Origin of the sequence: Floridaenema aerugineum BLCC-F46, from assembly GCF_041929345.1 — a bacterium.
Lineage (GTDB): Bacteria > Cyanobacteriota > Cyanobacteriia > Cyanobacteriales > Aerosakkonemataceae > Floridanema > Floridanema aerugineum.
This window is the reverse complement of the sequence record NZ_JBHFNQ010000052.1, coordinates 78,474-95,619: the sequence shown is the minus strand read 5'-3', so window position 1 is coordinate 95,619 and position 17,146 is coordinate 78,474. Positions and strand designations below refer to the sequence as shown.

Here is a 17,146-nt window from a genome sequence, read left to right as displayed (position 1 = left end):
TAGTTTGATTGAGTGTTAAGATTGGAGCGATCGCTATTTCTCTGTGAAGTGCGATCGCTCTTTCCAGATTCATCTGTACTGCCAGTCAAAAATCCCATGACTCAAGAACTAATAGATTTAAGAAAAAGTATCCTTGAGGGACGTTACGCAGATGCTTTGGCAATTGTTGATCAATTAGAGGGAATGAGCAAGCAAGCAATTCTGCGAAATCTTCAATCATATCTCAAAATTCTGTTGATTCATTTAATTAAAAATCAAGTCGAACAACGATTAACTAATTCTTGGGCTAATTCAATTCGTAACTCAATCAGAGAAATTAAAAAATTAAACCTCCAAGACAACAAAACCTCTTATTATATTAAACTAGATGAGTGGGAATCGACGCTAGAAGAAGAATTTGAAGAAGCTATTCGTGAAACTAGTTTAGAAGCATTTAACGGCATTTACAATGAATTTGAATTTACTGAAATGGTGGACAAAGCACAAGTAATCGAAATTGCACAAAGATTATTAGCTTTGACTTATTCTTACTCAGTTAAGGAATTACCTGCTATTGTAGCAGAGAATTTAACTCAACTTTCAGGTGGTGAAGATTGGAAAGCAGGAAGGAGATAATTAATATTGTGAACCAAGAAAAAACTAATTTCAGAGAACAAGCAGTTAACAAATTTATTGAGTTTGTTTTGTCCAGATTTATAGAGGCAGAACGTCTACAAGTTCGGATTAAATGTAATCTCAAACAATTAAGGCGTGGTGAACTAGATGCACTCACTATTCAAATGTCTAATTTTCTCATGCAACCCAATTTGAGAGTGGCAGAATTTCAGTTGGATATCGGTACTTCTGCTGTGGATATGCAAAAAATAATTCGCCGCAAAATTGAGTTGTTACATCCCTCAGAAGGGAAGCTAAAAATTGCTGTTTCTCAAGAGCAATTGACTGCGGTACTTAATAGCGAATTGACCAATTTATTTAACGATAAACAACAAGTATACAAATTTAAAAATGTTAATTGCGATTTAACAACAGCAGGCGCGATCGCATTTCATTTCAACTGGATTAATGCAGAAAAAATCGAGTCTGTAACTTGTATTACTACACCCCAAATAGAGCAAAATAATAATGCAATTGTGCTGATTAAACAAAATTTTGTTAATCAAGAACCACCTACAGAATTTGTGAATCAAGCGATCGCACAAGTAAGTAATATTTTAAGCTTAAACGATCTTGCTAATCGTGGTACAACCTTTAATATTGAAAAAATAGAGATTGTAGCAGGTAAAGTCACAGTAGAAGCTAACGCCAACATCGATCAATTTCCATCTCCATAAAGTACGTTAAAGTACGTTGTTGCGCTTCAGCGCTCTTATTAGCGCTAAAGCGCAACAACGTACCTATTATCGATATCTTTTAAGGGTTAATAATTCTGTGCATATCCAAAACTGGCGGCGCAATTTCCGTTTGAGTTAGCATATCGTGAATTTGTCCGCGATGATGAGTTTGATGATTAAAAAAGTGAGTAATCAACAACTCAACCGGATCTTCATACAATTTACCCTGATTATTTACATATTTAATCGTACCTTTGATAAACTCCTGGGTTAAATTAGCAACAAAATTTTCTATACGTTGATCTTCTAATGTTCTTGCTGCACTTAATTCGGCAAAATCTTCATATAAAATTGCATTCAGTCCAGCAGAAGGAGTTTCTTTTCCAGCAAAGCGCGTTAACCAAATGCGATCGCCCACCATAATATGATTCAGCGTACCATGAATGCTTTTGAAAAATGCAGGTCTGACTCGCTTACGATCAGCATCCGAAAGCAACGCACAAGTATCGTAGATGCGGCGATTCGCCAAAGTATTGTAACGCGCCAGCATTTGGAAGTGTTTTTGTAACATATTGTTTTTTAGTAAAAAAATACACAGGATTTATTTAAGAAGTCTATTAAAATTCCCTAAATTAATAAATGCCTATTGACTGTCAAAATACTTTACTTGTATCATACGTAAAAATACGGTGTGATCTAGGCTACAGAAAAGGTTAAGCTGTTATTAACAAAGCGGTTGGTAAACATATCAACCGCCTAAAAAAGGATGTTCGACAATGATACATTGGTTGACAACATTATCTGTATGCACTGTATATTTGTATAATTTGCTACTGGGAAATAATCAATTACTATTAACCCAAGGAGTAAATTTTTACTTGCAGCAACTCAACGCACTACCAGCGATCGAAAACATCAGTAGTGCAGATTTTTTTTTCAAAGATAGCAAATTAGAAAAATTTCAGCGGTTTTCGGAAGTCGTGAGAGACACAGATAAATTAGAAGGGTTATTCACCCTTTATCGCAGTTTAGAAGACGATCAAATTTACTTAGAAATTCAGCCAGAACAGCTAAACAAAAACTATTTAGGTACAGTAACATTAGAATCAGGAATTGGCGAAAGTGGGATTTATAGCGGACTTGCTTTGCAAGACTTTCTTTTCTACTTCCGTCGCGTCAATAACAGCATACATTTTGTAATTCGTAATGTCAATTTCCGCGCCACTTCCGAAAAACCAGAACAAAAAGCATTAAATCGTTCATTTAGCGACTCAGTGCTTTATGCAGTTCCCATTGTGAGCATTTCTTCCCATAGAAAAGCTATTTTAATTAATTTGGGTGACTTGTTAATGCAAGATTTTGCTGGATTAACTCCCCTATTAAAAAATTCCTTATTCGCCGATTATCAATTGGCAGAAAATAAATCATATTTCGGTGCAGTTAATAGCTTTGCTGAAAATATCGAAATCAATTCAGTTTATAATTTTTCAGCTAATCAAGGAGCAAATTTAATTACTTTACCGGATAGTCGATCGCTAACTCTCAAAGTACATTATAGTTTTTCCCAATTACCAGAAAATAACGGTTATATTCCTCGAATTGCTGACGAGAGAGTGGGATATTTTATCACGGCATATCAAGATTTATCAAATTATAATAGCTCCGAATCTTTTGTACGTTATATTAACCGTTGGCATTTGGAACCATCTGTTACTGATGCGCCTTTGTCTGCACCGAAAAAACCGATCGTATTTTGGATTGAAAACGCCGTACCTTTAGAATATCGAGACGCTATCCGCGAAGGCGTTTTAATGTGGAATAAAGCATTTGAAAAAGCTGGTTTTCTCAATGCGATTCAAGTGCAACAAATGCCAGATGATGCTGATTGGCATCCCGCAGATGTGCGTTACAATACGATTCGCTGGTTTAATTCGATCGATGCTTTTTTTGCTAAAGCACCAACCAGAGTCAACCCTTTAACAGGCGAAATATTAGATGCAGATATTATCGTAGATGCCAATATGGTGCGTTCTTTACAACCAGAATATCGCACCTTAATAGAAGGAAGTTCAAATAATCAAAATTCCTGTAACCTGACGAATTATAACACTCAATTAATCGAAGACGATCGTTGTTACGGAATCGAATCTTCTTTACAAGCAGCTATTGGCGCAACAGCACTTTCAATGTTGCAAAATTCGGCGTTAGATAACGAAAAAATGCAGGAATATGTGCATCAATATTTACGTTCTTTAATTGCTCATGAAGTAGGTCACGCTTTAGGTTTGCGGCACAACTTTCATGGTAGCACAATGTTATCGCCTCAAGAATTAAATAATATTGAAATAACTCATTCTAAAGGTTTAGTTAGTTCAGTAATGGATTATTTACCTGTGAATTTAGCACCCCAAGGAATCGCGCAAGGTGATTATTTTCCGGCTACAATTGGCCCTTATGATGAATGGGCAATTATGTATGGTTATAAACCGAGTAATTTTGAGTCTATTGGGGCAATTATTCCCGAAGCTGAAAAACCATTTTTAGAGCAAATAGTTGGGAGTTCGCAGCAACCAGAATTAGCTTATGCTACTGATGAAGATATCTGGGATATTAATCCTAATGCTAATGTCTGGGATATGAGTAATGATGTATTGGTTTATTCTCAATGGCAAATGGATAATGCTCGTTTGATGTGGCAGAAACTTGATAAAAAGTATCCCATAAAAGGAGAAAGTTACAGTCAGTTACGGACGGTTTTTGACAAAATATTAATGTACTATTTCCGCAATGCTAATTTAATAGTAGATTACATTGGTGGGCAAACTTTTAGACGCAATTATGCTTTAGATGTAAATAACTGGGCTTTTGTCCCCACAAATTTGGCAAAACAACGTCAAGCTTTAGCTACTTTAAATGAGTATATATTTGCGGAAGATGCGTTTGAATTTTCGCCGCAGTTACTCAATCAATTAGCGCCTTCTCGCTGGAATCATTGGGGAAATCCTGTACCTATATCCCGTCTTGATTATCCGATTCACGATCGCATCTTGCGCGTGCAAAGTACAATTTTGCGATCGCTCTTAGATGGCGATCGTCTACATCGTTTACTAGACATTGAACTAAAAACTTTACCAGGGGAAGCATTAACAATTCCCGAATTATTTGACACCTTACAAAACAGCATTTGGACAGAAATTTTAGGGAAAGAAGAACTAATATCAATTTCCAGTATTCGCCGTTCCTTGCAAAGAGAACATTTAGACATTTTGCTAGAAATGGTGTTAAGAAAAACAGAAGTTCCTGAAGATGGACGGACACTCGCTTGGTACGAATTAAGACAATTACAAAAAGCGCTTTCCGCCAAGTTGAAAAAATTAGGGGAACAGCTGGATATTTATACTGTTGCTCACTTGGAGGAAGTAAGCGATCGCATTACTAAAACCTTAAATGCTTCTTTGGTATCTCGGTAGTATAATAAAGTAACCTGGGCTGATAAAGGATGACAAGATATTGTAGAGTTTTTCAATGAAGCCAATGTGCTTGACTTTAATAACGTCCTCTAAAAAATGGAAGCGCAACCAAAAGAAATTCGGATTTACTTGACTTCAGATAATAAAAGCCCTTTTTCAGAATGGCGTGATGCGTTACGAGATAGTAAAACAGAAGCTAAAATTGGGGCAAAACTCAACCGAGTTAGACTCGGAAATTTAGGAGATTATCGTTCAGTTGGAGAAGGAGTTTGTGAGTTAAGAATTGATTATGGGCCGGGATATTGAATATACTTTGGACAAATAGGGACAACGATAGTACTGCTACTATGTGGCAAAGACAAAAGTACTCAGGAACAAGATATTCGTAAGGCGCAGGAATACTGGGTAGATTATAGGAGTAGAGACGATGATCGCCATTTCTAGAAACGCAACTTTAGTCACCCGCAATCGTCAGGATTTTGAAAAAGTCCCTGGTTTAGCTTTTGAAGATTGGACAGTAGAATAATTTTAAACATCGATCGCACTCCACAAGCTAAAGTAAAAAATAACCAGATTTGTTTGAGGTTAGCGAAAATGGGTAAAGGAAGATTAGAAGCTTTCAGCGATGGAGTGCTCGCCATTATTATTACCATTATGGTACTGGAATTGAAAATTCCTCATGAAGCTGATTTAGCTGCATTGCGTCCGCTAATTCCAGTATTTTTGAGCTACGTACTTAGTTTTATTTATCTTGGTATCTATTGGAACAATCACCATCACTTGTTACAGGCAGTTCGACAAGTTAATGGTAGAGTTTTGTGGGCTAATTTGCATCTGCTATTTTGGTTGTCACTTATTCCTTTTGTTACTGGATGGACAGGCGAGAATCATTTAGCTGCTTTGCCAGTCGCCTCTTATGGCATTGTACTTTTTTGTGCTGCGATCGCTTACTACATTTTGACTCTGACGTTGATTGCCCATCACGGTAAAGATTCTACTTTAGCAATGGCAATTGGGAATGATTTTAAAGGCAAAATATCAGTAGTGATTTATGCTTTGGGAATTGCACTTTCTTTTGTCAACACATGGTTGGCTTTTTTGTTGTATATTTTAGTTGCCATTATGTGGCTGATTCCCGATCGCCGCATTGAAAAAATCCTGACTTCTTAAAAAATATCGCGCTAAATCTTCAAAGAAACAACACCAAAAGCAAAGGGTAAAAGGTTAAAGGTTAACAACAACAGAGTTTGAGTTTTGAGTTCTGAATCTAAGGACTTTTCCTGCCCCTCTGACCGATAATTTTAGATTTTAGATTTTAGATTTTGAATTTTTTTTTGGTACAAGCCCCGTCTTTCAAGACGGAATAAATCTAAAATCCCAAATATGAAATTTTCTTTTCTCCGCCCTTAAGTGCCCAGTCAATCTAAAATCTAAAATCGCAAATCTAAAATCGGTTGACCCTCTTGCCCTTTTCCCCCTTATGCTTCTCTTAAAGCTTTACGGGCTGCTGAAGAGAATAAAATTATCCATAAACCATCAAAAATTAGGTTAATCCCTAACAGTAACCCAACTGCCCAAGCTGAGTTTTCCGGCCATTGATGCCAAATCAAAATGCCGAGAATAATTCCTAAAACCCCGCTCAAAAGCACCCAATCCCAATGACGTGCTGGACGCAATTCAAAGGCTAAAATTACTTGGAAAATACTGGAAACTAAAATCGAAATTCCCACTACTAAAGTTAAGGCTATTAAACTTGGTAGAGGATTGAACATAATCAACAAACCACCCACAGAATAGACCAGACCACCGAGAAATTTTAGCCAAAAATTGCCGCGAATATTAGTTTGAAAAGAGTAAACTATCTGAAAAATTCCGTTAAGTAACAATAACAGTCCCAAGAAAAGAGTTGCTGCTACAGTAGCGAAAAATGGACGAGCGATCGCAATTCCACCCAGAATAATTAAGAAAATACCTAAAGCGATCGCCAAACCCAAGGCAGCTTTCACACCGCGATCGATTTCCCCAGTTGTATCATTTGTCATATTTTTACACCTTGATTCCTCATAGTAGATAAACAGAGATTATCTTACAATTCTTGCTTTTGAACAAGAGGTCAACTAACCAAAATCAACCTAACTTTTTACACAAAACTTAATTAAATAGTGAAGCCGAAAAAATAAAATAAAGATGAAATTTGCCGGAGAGTGTGCCAAAGGAACTAAGAAGTGGCAATTACTCAACAGAGAGATTTTTGCAATCTCCTGGCAAACTCTTGCAAAGCTGTATCAGAATCTACTAAAAAGCTATTGTAAATGAGTTATGGTCATTCCATGACATAATGCAATTCAGGCTACATCATTAATCATGCGCCTAGAGCAGTTACAGGCATTTTTGGCGATCGCAGAAACGGGCAGTTTTCAGCAAGCAGCACGAAAATGTAACGTTACCCAATCTACCATCAGTCGGCAGATCCAATCCTTAGAAGCAGACTTAGGTTTATCCCTGTTTCACAGGAGTACACAAGCGAAGCTAACATTAGGCGGGGAAAAACTATTACCTCACGCCAAAAAAATTTGTCAGGAATGGCAAAGTGCTACCCAAGAATTAGCAGAATTATTAACAGGAAAGCAGCCAGAACTTTGTGTGGCAGCTATTCCTTCAATTTGTGCTTACAACTTACCGCCTGTTTTGCATAAATTTTGCCAAGACTACCCAGCGGTACAATTGCGAGTAACTTCTCTAGGAAGCGATCGCGCATTGAAAGTACTAAAAGATGGTTTAGTAGATGTGGCTATTGTGATGAATAATCGCTTCTTAACTGCTAGCCCTGAATTAATTGTAGATGCACTTTACACCGAACCAATTGAAGTATTAATGGCAGCAGATCATCCTTTAGCCCAATACGAAGAAATACCTTGGACAGAAATTACTAATTACCCACAAATAGTGTTTAAAATTGGCTATGGAATGCAACGCTTAATTCAAGATCACTTTCAGCGTTTAGGTGCTAACTTAAATGCAGTTTTAGAATTAAATACTTTGGATGCTTTTCGCGGAATGGTACGCCAAGGAAACGCGATCGCCCTATTGCCAAAAACCGCCCTTTTTGATGCTCACTACGATCCCACATTAGCAGTTAGACCCACCAGCGAACCAACATTAAACCGCCAAGTAGTTTTAGTCACAACTTGCGATCGATTACAAATACCCCCAATTGCCCATTTCCGCAGTTTAGTTCACAAAATAATAGGCATAGACTCAGCTAATACAATGACAGGGGTAGCTTCTCCAAACAGCAAAAATACCTTGTCTCATGCGATCGCCATCTAACCTCAAAAAACAAAAAATTCTCTGATTCAAAGTAATATATAATTTTAAGTCATGGTTCATCAGTCAAAACTTAAACAAATGACCAATGACCAATAACCAATGACGAAAAACAATTATGAGTAAAGCTTTTAGAGAACTGTTAAAAAAAGTAGGAAGCGGTAATCATACCGGAGAAAATTTAACACGCTCCGAAGCAGCCGCCGCCACAAAAATGATGCTGTTAGCCGAAGCAACACCCGCACAAATTGGCGCATTTATGATCGCCCACCGCATCAAGCGCCCCACAGGAGAAGAATTAGCGGGAATGTTGGATGCTTACTACGAATTGGGGCCAAAATTACAACCGAAAAAAAGCAGCAATTCCCCAGTGATAGTAATGGGAATACCTTATGATGGGCGATCGCGCACTGCACCAATCAACCCAATCACCGCCTTAATTTTAACATCTGCCGGAGTGCCAGTGATTATGCACGGAGGCGATCGAATGCCCACCAAAGAAGGCATACCTTTAATCGAAATTTGGCAAGGTTTAGGAATAGATTGGACAAAACTTTCCCTAACAGAAACTCAGCAAATATTTGAAAGTACCGGATTAGGATTTATTTACCTCCCAAATCATTTTACCCTCGGCGCAGGATTAGTTCCCTATCGCGATCAAATCGGCAAACGCCCGCCTTTTGCCACAATGGAATTAATCTGGTGTCCTTATGCTGGAGATGCACATATTATCTCAGGTTTTGTCCATCCGCCCACCGAAAATATGTTTCGTGGCGCTTTAGAAACTAGAGGATTTCCCTATTATTTAACTACAATTAAAGGCTTAGAAGGCAGTTGTGATTTACCACGCGAGCGCACCGCAATTATCGGCATAATTAAACAAAATACCGAATTACAACGCCTACATTTATCTCACAACGACTACGGTTTTAGTAACATTAACCCGCCCCTTCCCCCCACCACTAACGAATTAATTACTCAAATAGAATCAGTATTAAAAGGTGAACCATCCGAAATCATGCAATCTGCCATTTGGAATGGTGCTTTTTACCTTTGGCATTGCGGTATTTGCCCAACAATGGAAGCAGGAATTGCCGTTACAAAAGAGATTATTAATAACAACAATGCTGCTCAAAAATTAGAGGAAATTCGAGGTGCGATCGCAGCTTTGCAACTAGCCTATAAAACCTGAAAAATCTTTTAATTTTCAATTTCAATAAATGTCAACTCTACCCCCATTTTATGACGATGAAAACGAATTTCAACCTTGGTTACAGAAAAGATTTGCTGTTAATACCTCAGCTTCATGGGCTAAAATTATCCTACTTTACTCTGGCAATGAAACTCATGGATTTGAAATGTTTTTTGATTTATTGTCATAATTTTTGCAGGAACGCCACCATTTAGCGTCAAAAATTCCCAAAGGTTCTGCTTATTAGAAATTAAATTATTCAGCTTCAGGGGGTATTTTACATTGGATATTTCAGCATTAATTTTAGCAGGTGGTCGCAGTACTAGAATGGGTGAAGATAAAGCACTCATACCTTGGGATGGCATACCTTTATTAACTAGAGTTTCCCAAGTTGCAACTCAATGCTGTGAGCAAGTTTATATTCTCACACCTTGGGCGGAAAAATACCAGAAAATTGTCCCCGAAAAATGTCAATTTATTACAGAAACTCACCCCGGACAAGGGCCATTATTAGGGTTAGCTGAAGGACTGGAGAAAATCTCCTCAGAATGGGTATTACTCTTAGGTTGCGACTTACCTTTACTACAATCTAAAATCCTGCAAAATTGGATGGAAAATTTAACACAAATTCCTGATGAAATTTTAGCTGTAGTACCCCATCAACAAGCAAGATGGGAACCTTTGTGCGCCTTTTATCGCCGTTCCGCCTTACCAAATTTACAGGAGTTTATTCAACAAGGTGGGAACTCATTTCAAAAATGGTTAGCACAGACAAAAGTGGCAACTATTCCTGTTAGTCAAGCTTGCCAAGAAATGTTGTGGAATTGCAACACACCGATCGACCTAGAAAAAAACACTAAGTTTTAGTTTCAAACAATCACCGAATCTTTAAATAATTCATTTACATAACGACGCACTTCTAAAATGCCGTTATTTTGATCTACCATCACCACAGTCGGATAGTAATTTTTCAATTCTTCCTCAGTAAATTGGGCGTAAGTCATAATAATTAATCGATCGCCCTTCACACCCAATCTAGCCGCTGCACCATTTAATTCGATCGCCCCAGAATTAGCTGGCGCAGTAATGGCATAAGTAATAAACCTTTCCCCATTAGCAATATTAACCACCTGCACCTGTTCATAAGGCAATATTCCAGCAGCATCTAATAAAGTTTTATCGATACTAATGCTACCCATGTAATTAATATTTGCATCTGTAAGAGTGCAATTATGAATTTTGGCTAAAAGAAGCGATCGCTGCATCGATTTAGATTATCTCATTGGTCATTGGTTGTTGGTCATTGGTTATTGGTCATTGGTTATTGGTTATTATTCCTGTAGGACAGGCATCTTCCCTGTCATTCCCAATCGCCAAATCCCCAATCCCCAATGACCATTTTAGTTACTTATAGGCTTTGACGCACTCTTCAACTAGAGGCATTACTTTGTCAACATCTTGCCAACCCAAGATTTTAACTTCTTTCTTTTCCAGATTTTTGTACGATTGGAAAAACTCAGCAATCTCATCCAAACGGTGTTGTTGAATGTCTTTGAGAGATTTTACATTAGCGTAACGCGGATCTTTGTCTGGTACGCAGAGAATTTTCTCATCGCGATCGCCACCATCGACCATTTCTAACATCCCGATCGGTCGCGCCGCAATCACACAACCCGGAAAAGTCGGCTGATCCATAATTACCATACCATCAAGCGGGTCGCCATCATCAGCCAAAGTATTGGGCACGAAACCATAATCGTAGGGATACTGAACAGAAGAATACAACACTCTGTCCAAAGCAAACGCTTGCATATCCTTGTCGAACTCGTACTTATTCTTACTTCCTGCTGGAATTTCAATCAAAACGTTAATCAAACCTAATTTCGGTTGGGCGGGTATGAGCGATAAGTCCACTGTGTAAAGTCCTCTAAACTAAAGCAATTACGGGAAGAGGTTTAGAGACATTTCATGAAACGTCTCGTTCCTAAATCATAGATTTCACCTCCCCCGTGTAGCATTTTAGGGGAATACCGACACCAGATATCATCTTCGGTGAATTCCCCAAAATTTAATCATTAACAGGTTTACTCACGGGGGCATCTCTGATATCATTCCCTCTGGTTAGGTAGTGGATATGTAATTTGCTGCAAAACTTCTACACTGTCTGAAGAGTAGTGTGCAATTACAAAGAAAGGTAAAGTCAGGGTGATTAAAGCAATGACTGTTCCCACAATATCTGCCAACCGTTGAGGCGGTCGTTCAGGGGAAGGAGCAGGGTCACTAGAGTTCATAAAGTAGTAAGTGAACTGAGTTTATTGGTCAATTCAGCAGAAAGAATAAGAAAAAAGCTTGAGGAATATTATTCCCCATTTACATTTTACCTAATCTTCACAATCAGGTTGTCTCTTAGAAAACAATCTACACCTAAATCCTTCTTAAGATTTACTTTAGATAGCTCTCAAATTCCCTAAATATTACACTTCTGGCAGAAGCCTTCCGATATTAGATTTCCAATTTCAGACTTGGGGTAGAGACGTTGTATACAACGTCTCTACAAAATTTAACTTGGGGTAGAGACGTTGTATACAACGTCTCTACAAACTTTATTTCTAGGTGTTTATACTCAACAGAATCTAGCGACTTGAGTAAGCCGTCAAAGGTTCCTTGATAAATCGAATGTAAAAATGTTTAAAGGTAGATTTCAGGACACGAGGTAAGCCAAAATCGATCGGCATCATGCGATCGGGCAACCTCCAATCTAGCACCTTTAAATCCTGGGGTTGCAACAGGGGAAAATCGATCGCTGCTAAATTAGAACACAGACCCAACCGCATAGAAGCGGCAACTGTAGGCACAAGCAAAGGATCGACATTGACAATTTCTGCGATCGCCCGATCCAAAGCAAAAACATCAGCCGATGCCGCTAAAACCCCCAACTGACGAGGTTCCCCACCACTAGGGCCATTACCCTCATGACCGATAATACCATCTAAAATCGTTAATTTAGGATTAATAGTTCTGGCAGTTTCTACCAACATTTGCCCAAATCTAGCACTATCCTTGCCAGCTTCCGTATGCCACCAAGCCTTCATTTTTCCCGGTACACAACCGAACAAATTTTTCACTCCCATAGTCATAGTTAACTGCACATGAGATTTTAACTTAGGCAAGTTAATTACCACATCTGCATTCATAGCTTCGGGAGAAAGTAACAAGTGATTAAACTGTTCGCTAACAGTTTGGTAACGCTTGCCACTAAAATCAGTAATTGGCACATTTAGTTCTTCAATTAATGGCAAATAACCATTAGCTTTCGCCACTCCCAAAGCACTACCAAAAGCCGGACTATCACCTAAAAAAGGTTCGCCTCCAGCTTCGCGTACCATTTGGACAACACAATAAACTATTTCGGGACGAGTCACACATTCTTTAGTTGGACGAGAACCTGTGAGTAAATTAGGTTTAAGCAAAACGCGATCGCCCTTCTTAACAAAACTCCTCATTCCTCCTAAAGGTTCTAACAAAGTTTCTAACGACTCCCGCAAATTTTTTAACTCGTAAGAATTAGCCTTAATTAAACTTACAGTTGGTTGCATAATCACTCCAAAGAAAGGCGAGGGGACTGTGGACTGGGGACTGGGGACTGGGGACTGGGGACTGGGGATGAGGAAAAGTTCATTAAAAGGACTTACGCATTAGCACTAAATATGGTGGAATGGTGCGTTAGTACAGATAGTTAAAGTTTCCCAGTCCCTAGTGGAATGGTGCGTTACGTTATCACTAACGCACCCTACAAATATTTTCCCAGTCCCCAGTCCCCAATCCCCAATCCCTGCATTTTAACGTGCTCCTCTGTTGAGTGCAGTTACTCGTTCGCTATTGGCAAAAATGCCTTCTCCTTCAAGTTGAGATAGAGGTGGTTTAATTTCCACTTTCATAATTTGGGAAGTACTAATCACAACTGTTTGATCGCGCAAATGGAAAGTTAACCAAGGTTTAGCTAACAAACCTTCTAATTGTTGTTGAAATTCTTGAGGTGATATAGGTAATTTGAAAGATTCGGAATGACCATCTCGAAACAGAAAATTTACTTGTATAGAACTATCCTGACTGTGCATTTTTCAACTCTCCTACTACGTCTAAACTGGGACATTTGGGTGAGGGAAAGGAACAGGGAACAGGGAACAGAATTGGCTATCTCTTACTTACGGTGATAGTAAAATTGATTAATCTCTGAAAGGCTTAATGTGTAAGTAATCCCAGTCCCTAGTCCCTAGTCCCCAGTCCCCAGTTCCCAGAACTTTTAATCAGAATTGTTAGAGGGCATAGCACTCATTTTCTCTAAATCTAATACTTGCGCTAACTCTTCTGAATTCATTAAACCTCGTTCTAAGACGATTTGGCGCAAAGATTTACCTGTTTCTAAAGATTCTTTAGCGACAGCAGCGGCGTTGAGATAACCAATGTGGGTATTTAAAGCGGTGACTAATGCTAAACTGCCTTCAGCGAATGCGAGACATCGATCGCTATTTGCCGTAATCCCCACTAAACATTGTTGCGTCAACGCTGAAATCGCATTACCCAAAATCTCGATGCTGTGAATCAAATCGTAGGCAATTAACGGCATCATCACATTTAATTCTAATTGTCCAGCTTGGGCAGCAAAAGCGATCGCAGTATCATAACCCATCACCTGAAAACAAACCATCGAAATCATTTCCGCCATCACCGGATTATATTTCCCCGGCATAATTGAAGAACCCGGTTGTACAGGCGGTAATTGAATTTCTTTAAAACCCGTTTTTGGCCCCGAATCCATTAACCTTAAATCAGAGGAAATTTTCACCAAATCTTGCGCCAAATTCCGCAACGCCCCAGAAACATTAACGAAAGGTGCCATACTCTGCATTGCTGCCATTAAGTGTGGCGCAGTCCGTAACGGAATGTCAATCAATTCTGAGAGAATTTCTGCTACTCGAAAGCGATATTGGGGATGAGTATTTAATCCCGTACCTGCTGCACTTCCGCCTAAGCCGAGTAAAGCTAAATCTCCTGAAGCAGTTTCGATGCGAACTAAATGATCTGTGAGAATTTGTGCCCAAGCACGGAAATTTTCCCCCAAACGTACCGGAACCGCATCTTGCAGGTGAGTTCTGCCAGATTTTACTATATCTTGGAATTGTTCGGCTTTGGTGTCTAATGCGGCGATCGCATCCGACAAAGCGGGAAACAGGGTTTTTTCCAACGCCAAAAGTCCGCCAATTCTAATTGCCGTCGGAATCACATCATTGGTAGATTGACCGTAATTAACATGATCGTTAGGACTAATGCGTTTGTAATTACCCTTTTCGTCGCCCAAAAGTTCTAACGCTCGATTTGCCAGCACTTCGTTAATATTCATGTGATGGGAAGTACCCGCACCAGCTTGGTAAACATCCACCACAAACTGATCGCGTAATTTCCCCGCCAGAATTTCATCAGCAGCTTGCACGATCGCTTGACTAATTTCCTTAGATATGCAACCGAGTTCGCCATTTGCGATCGCCGTTGCCTTCTTGATCAGCACCCCAGCATCCACATAAGTCGCTAAAGGTTTAATCCCACTAATCGGAAAATTTTCCGTCGCCCGGAGAGTTTGAATTCCATAGTAAGCATCTGCCGGAATTTGCCGTTCCCCCATAGAATCCTTTTCTATGCGGTAAGCTGCATTGTCTATTTCTATCATCTTTGTTCAGCTGTGAGTCTGCTCATTCAATTTTGCTGTAATTTTTCCACTTCTAACTTAAAACTTGTCTCCCCCCATCCCCCCACCTCCCCATCTCCCCACATCCTGTGCTCCCCTGCCCCTCTGCAGAGAGTGTCCGTGAGATATCCGAGTTAAATCAAGGATAAAGCCGGAAAATTCTCTTCAGTATCATTTGGTTTTTCTTTGTTTGGTTGTTGATTCCTTAGCAGTTTTTGGGCATTCTAAAAAAAAGAGACAAATATGTCCGAAGAGTGATGACAAGTTTTATGAGCCAAACAACTAAACTAGAAGCCCAATTCTTTTTGCAACATGGATTACGTTTAAGTGAGAAAAGAAACTATGAAGAAGCACTGATGAGCTTTGATACTGCCTTAAACATCGATCCTGACTATCATAGCGCTCTTTGCCAGCGAGGATTTGCACTAGGAAACTTAGGTCGCCATGAAGAAGCACTAATCAGTTTTAATAGAGCTTTAGCCATTAAACCTGATACCTCCTGGGTGTGGCATAACCGGGGGATAGCGCTGGGAAAATTGAATCGTCATGAAGAAGCTTTGAACAGTTTCGACATAGCTTTAGAATTTAACCCAGATTCCGCCAATAGCTGGCATAATCGCGGTATTACCTGGAGCGATCTGGGGAATTATGAAAAAGCTATTAAGAGTTTCGAGCAATCTGTAAAATTACAACCGCAAGCTTATTGGGCTTTGTACAATTTAGGGATTGCTTTGGGTAAAGTCGGTCGCTATGAAGAAGCGTTAAATAGTTTTGATAGAGCGTTGGAATTTAATCCAGATGATTTTAATTGTTGGTATAACCGAGGTATTACATTAAGTCATGTTGGATATCATGAAAAAGCGATCGTCAGTTTTGATAAAGCCTTACAAATCAAACCTGATGCTAATCCAGCTTGGTATAACCGAGGTGTAGCTTGTTGGAAAATTGGCAATCATCAAGAAGCAATGGCTTCTTTTGATAAAACTTTTGCGGCTGACTTTGATGATTACAGAACTTGGTTTAATCGAGGTCTTACTTTAGCACAGATAGGTTTATTGGAAGAAGCGATCGCAGCTTACAATAAAGTCCTAGAATACAAACCTAATGAACACAAAGCTTTATATAACAAAGCTTGTTGTTATGCTCAACAAGGCAAAGTAGAACTAGCAATTGAAAATTTGTTAGCAGCTATGCAATTAAACCATGATGAGTATAAAATCAAAGCTCTAGAAGATTCTGACTTTGACAAAATTCGCCAAGATGAGCGTTTTGAAGCGTTAGTGAGTAGCTAATGAAATTCTGGAAACACTACTACCAAGGATTGCTAGATTTATTTCTGCAATCCCAATGTCCCTTATGTCAGCGTCCCACTTCAACCGATTTTTGTACCTATTGTGAAAAACAATTAAAACGCTGTCAAATCGCTCAACCGGAAAAGTTTTGGGGAAATGATTTCCCCCTTTTCCCTTGGGGAACTTACAATGGTTCCCTAAAACGAGCTTTGCAAGTTCTAAAATACGACAAACAACCAAAAATAGCTCAACCTTTGGGTTTTTGGTTAGGAGAAAGTTGGCTAAAATCTCGGTTAAACTTGGGGAAAAATTTGATTGTTGTACCCATTCCCCTGCATCCTAATAAATTGCAAATTCGAGGCTTTAACCAAGCAGAATTATTAGCAGCAAGTTTTTCTCAGATCGCTAATTTACGTTTGGAAAAATCTGGCTTAGAACGCATCTCAGACACCGAAGCTTTACATGGTAAATCTGCCATTGAAAGAAGAGAAAGTTTAACAGGAGCTTTTCAAATTGGCAAAGCTTTTCGGCAGCGACATCCGAAAGCGGAAGTGTTGCTGTTAGATGATATTTATACGACAGGATATACAGCACTAGAGGCAGCTGATACCCTGGGAAAATCTGATATTAAAGTTTGTGGGATAGTGGCGATCGCTACTTCAGAAATTCGAGCAACCCAAGCCAGAACAAAATAACAGAAATAAGAGAAATATTGGTTCCACAATGCTCATATTCCCAATTTCCTAGTCCCCAATTTCCTAGTCCCCAATCCCCAAAACAATTACAATTAA

18 protein-coding genes and 1 pseudogene are annotated in these 17,146 nt (G+C 39.0%); 11 read left to right on the top strand and 8 right to left on the bottom strand.

Annotated elements, in window-relative coordinates:
- The first annotated feature begins 96 nt into the window (after positions 1–96).
- Both ACE1CC_RS06355 and ACE1CC_RS06350 read left to right on the top strand, forming a co-directional pair.
- Positions 97–615 carry a DUF29 family protein gene (locus ACE1CC_RS06355; RefSeq protein ID WP_413269685.1) on the top strand — a complete coding sequence of 173 codons (519 nt, stop codon included), beginning with the start codon at positions 97–99 and terminating at the stop codon, positions 613–615.
- A gap of 8 nt (positions 616–623) precedes the next feature.
- Positions 624–1,331, top strand: a complete 708-nt coding sequence (locus ACE1CC_RS06350; protein WP_413269627.1) for an LmeA family phospholipid-binding protein — start codon at positions 624–626, stop codon at positions 1,329–1,331.
- Between the two features lie 79 nt (positions 1,332–1,410).
- Here ACE1CC_RS06350 and ACE1CC_RS06345 read toward each other — a convergent pair whose 3' ends face one another.
- Positions 1,411–1,902 (bottom strand): DinB family protein, encoded by a 492-nt coding sequence (locus ACE1CC_RS06345; RefSeq protein ID WP_413269626.1) that lies wholly within the window; start codon positions 1,900–1,902, stop codon positions 1,411–1,413.
- Between the two features lie 205 nt (positions 1,903–2,107).
- Between ACE1CC_RS06345 and ACE1CC_RS06340 the strand changes: the two genes are divergently transcribed.
- From ACE1CC_RS06340 to ACE1CC_RS06330, 3 genes and pseudogenes are all read left to right on the top strand, one after another.
- Positions 2,108–4,801 carry a zinc-dependent metalloprotease gene (locus tag ACE1CC_RS06340; protein WP_413269625.1) on the top strand — a complete coding sequence of 898 codons (2,694 nt, stop codon included), beginning with the start codon at positions 2,108–2,110 and terminating at the stop codon, positions 4,799–4,801.
- Between the two features lie 96 nt (positions 4,802–4,897).
- Positions 4,898–5,245: pseudogene (locus ACE1CC_RS06335) on the top strand (type II toxin-antitoxin system RelE/ParE family toxin).
- A gap of 150 nt (positions 5,246–5,395) precedes the next feature.
- The gene (locus tag ACE1CC_RS06330) at positions 5,396–5,971 is read left to right on the top strand and encodes a TMEM175 family protein (RefSeq protein ID WP_459563811.1); all 576 of its coding nucleotides are present in this window, start codon (positions 5,396–5,398) and stop codon (positions 5,969–5,971) included.
- A gap of 308 nt (positions 5,972–6,279) precedes the next feature.
- Here ACE1CC_RS06330 and ACE1CC_RS06325 read toward each other — a convergent pair whose 3' ends face one another.
- Positions 6,280–6,843, bottom strand: coding sequence for an HdeD family acid-resistance protein (locus tag ACE1CC_RS06325; RefSeq protein WP_413269623.1), 564 nt, complete (start codon positions 6,841–6,843; stop codon positions 6,280–6,282).
- Positions 6,844–7,165: 322 nt separating this feature from the next.
- On the opposite strand from ACE1CC_RS06325, the gene ACE1CC_RS06320 reads away from it, so the two are divergent.
- From ACE1CC_RS06320 to ACE1CC_RS06305, 4 genes are all read left to right on the top strand, one after another.
- Complete coding sequence (locus ACE1CC_RS06320) at positions 7,166–8,131, top strand: LysR family transcriptional regulator (protein WP_413269622.1); 966 nt, start codon at positions 7,166–7,168, stop codon at positions 8,129–8,131.
- A gap of 115 nt (positions 8,132–8,246) precedes the next feature.
- Positions 8,247–9,320, top strand: a complete 1,074-nt coding sequence (locus ACE1CC_RS06315) for an anthranilate phosphoribosyltransferase family protein (protein WP_413269621.1) — start codon at positions 8,247–8,249, stop codon at positions 9,318–9,320.
- 28 nt (positions 9,321–9,348) lie between these two features.
- A complete protein-coding gene (locus ACE1CC_RS06310; RefSeq protein WP_413269620.1) occupies positions 9,349–9,510 on the top strand; it encodes a hypothetical protein in 162 nt (53 codons plus the stop codon).
- A 92-nt stretch (positions 9,511–9,602) separates the two neighbouring features.
- Positions 9,603–10,187, top strand: a complete 585-nt coding sequence (locus ACE1CC_RS06305; protein WP_413269619.1) for a molybdenum cofactor guanylyltransferase — start codon at positions 9,603–9,605, stop codon at positions 10,185–10,187.
- Positions 10,188–10,189: 2 nt separating this feature from the next.
- Here the strand turns inward: ACE1CC_RS06305 and panD are convergent, their stop codons facing one another.
- The 6 genes from panD to ACE1CC_RS06275 form a co-directional block, all read right to left on the bottom strand.
- Positions 10,190–10,585 (bottom strand): aspartate 1-decarboxylase, encoded by a 396-nt coding sequence (gene panD, locus ACE1CC_RS06300; RefSeq protein ID WP_413269618.1) that lies wholly within the window; start codon positions 10,583–10,585, stop codon positions 10,190–10,192.
- A gap of 139 nt (positions 10,586–10,724) precedes the next feature.
- A complete protein-coding gene (locus ACE1CC_RS06295; protein ID WP_193984409.1) occupies positions 10,725–11,234 on the bottom strand; it encodes an inorganic diphosphatase in 510 nt (169 codons plus the stop codon).
- A 194-nt stretch (positions 11,235–11,428) separates the two neighbouring features.
- Complete coding sequence (locus ACE1CC_RS06290; RefSeq protein WP_413269617.1) at positions 11,429–11,611, bottom strand: TLTLP motif-containing protein; 183 nt, start codon at positions 11,609–11,611, stop codon at positions 11,429–11,431.
- 342 nt (positions 11,612–11,953) lie between these two features.
- Complete coding sequence (locus ACE1CC_RS06285) at positions 11,954–12,916, bottom strand: Npun_F2552 family protein (RefSeq protein WP_413269616.1); 963 nt, start codon at positions 12,914–12,916, stop codon at positions 11,954–11,956.
- 243 nt (positions 12,917–13,159) lie between these two features.
- Positions 13,160–13,438 (bottom strand): hypothetical protein, encoded by a 279-nt coding sequence (locus tag ACE1CC_RS06280; RefSeq protein WP_413269615.1) that lies wholly within the window; start codon positions 13,436–13,438, stop codon positions 13,160–13,162.
- Between the two features lie 185 nt (positions 13,439–13,623).
- Complete coding sequence (locus tag ACE1CC_RS06275) at positions 13,624–15,045, bottom strand: aspartate ammonia-lyase (protein ID WP_413269614.1); 1,422 nt, start codon at positions 15,043–15,045, stop codon at positions 13,624–13,626.
- A 287-nt stretch (positions 15,046–15,332) separates the two neighbouring features.
- Here ACE1CC_RS06275 and ACE1CC_RS06270 point away from each other — a divergent pair, with 287 nt between their 5' ends.
- Positions 15,333–16,355, top strand: coding sequence for a tetratricopeptide repeat protein (locus ACE1CC_RS06270; RefSeq protein ID WP_413269613.1), 1,023 nt, complete (start codon positions 15,333–15,335; stop codon positions 16,353–16,355).
- On the top strand, positions 16,355–17,050 hold the full coding sequence (locus ACE1CC_RS06265; protein ID WP_413269612.1) for a ComF family protein: 696 nt from the start codon (positions 16,355–16,357) through the stop codon (positions 17,048–17,050). The genes ACE1CC_RS06270 and ACE1CC_RS06265 overlap by 1 nt, the downstream gene beginning before the upstream one ends.
- The last annotated feature ends 96 nt before the right edge of the window (positions 17,051–17,146 follow it).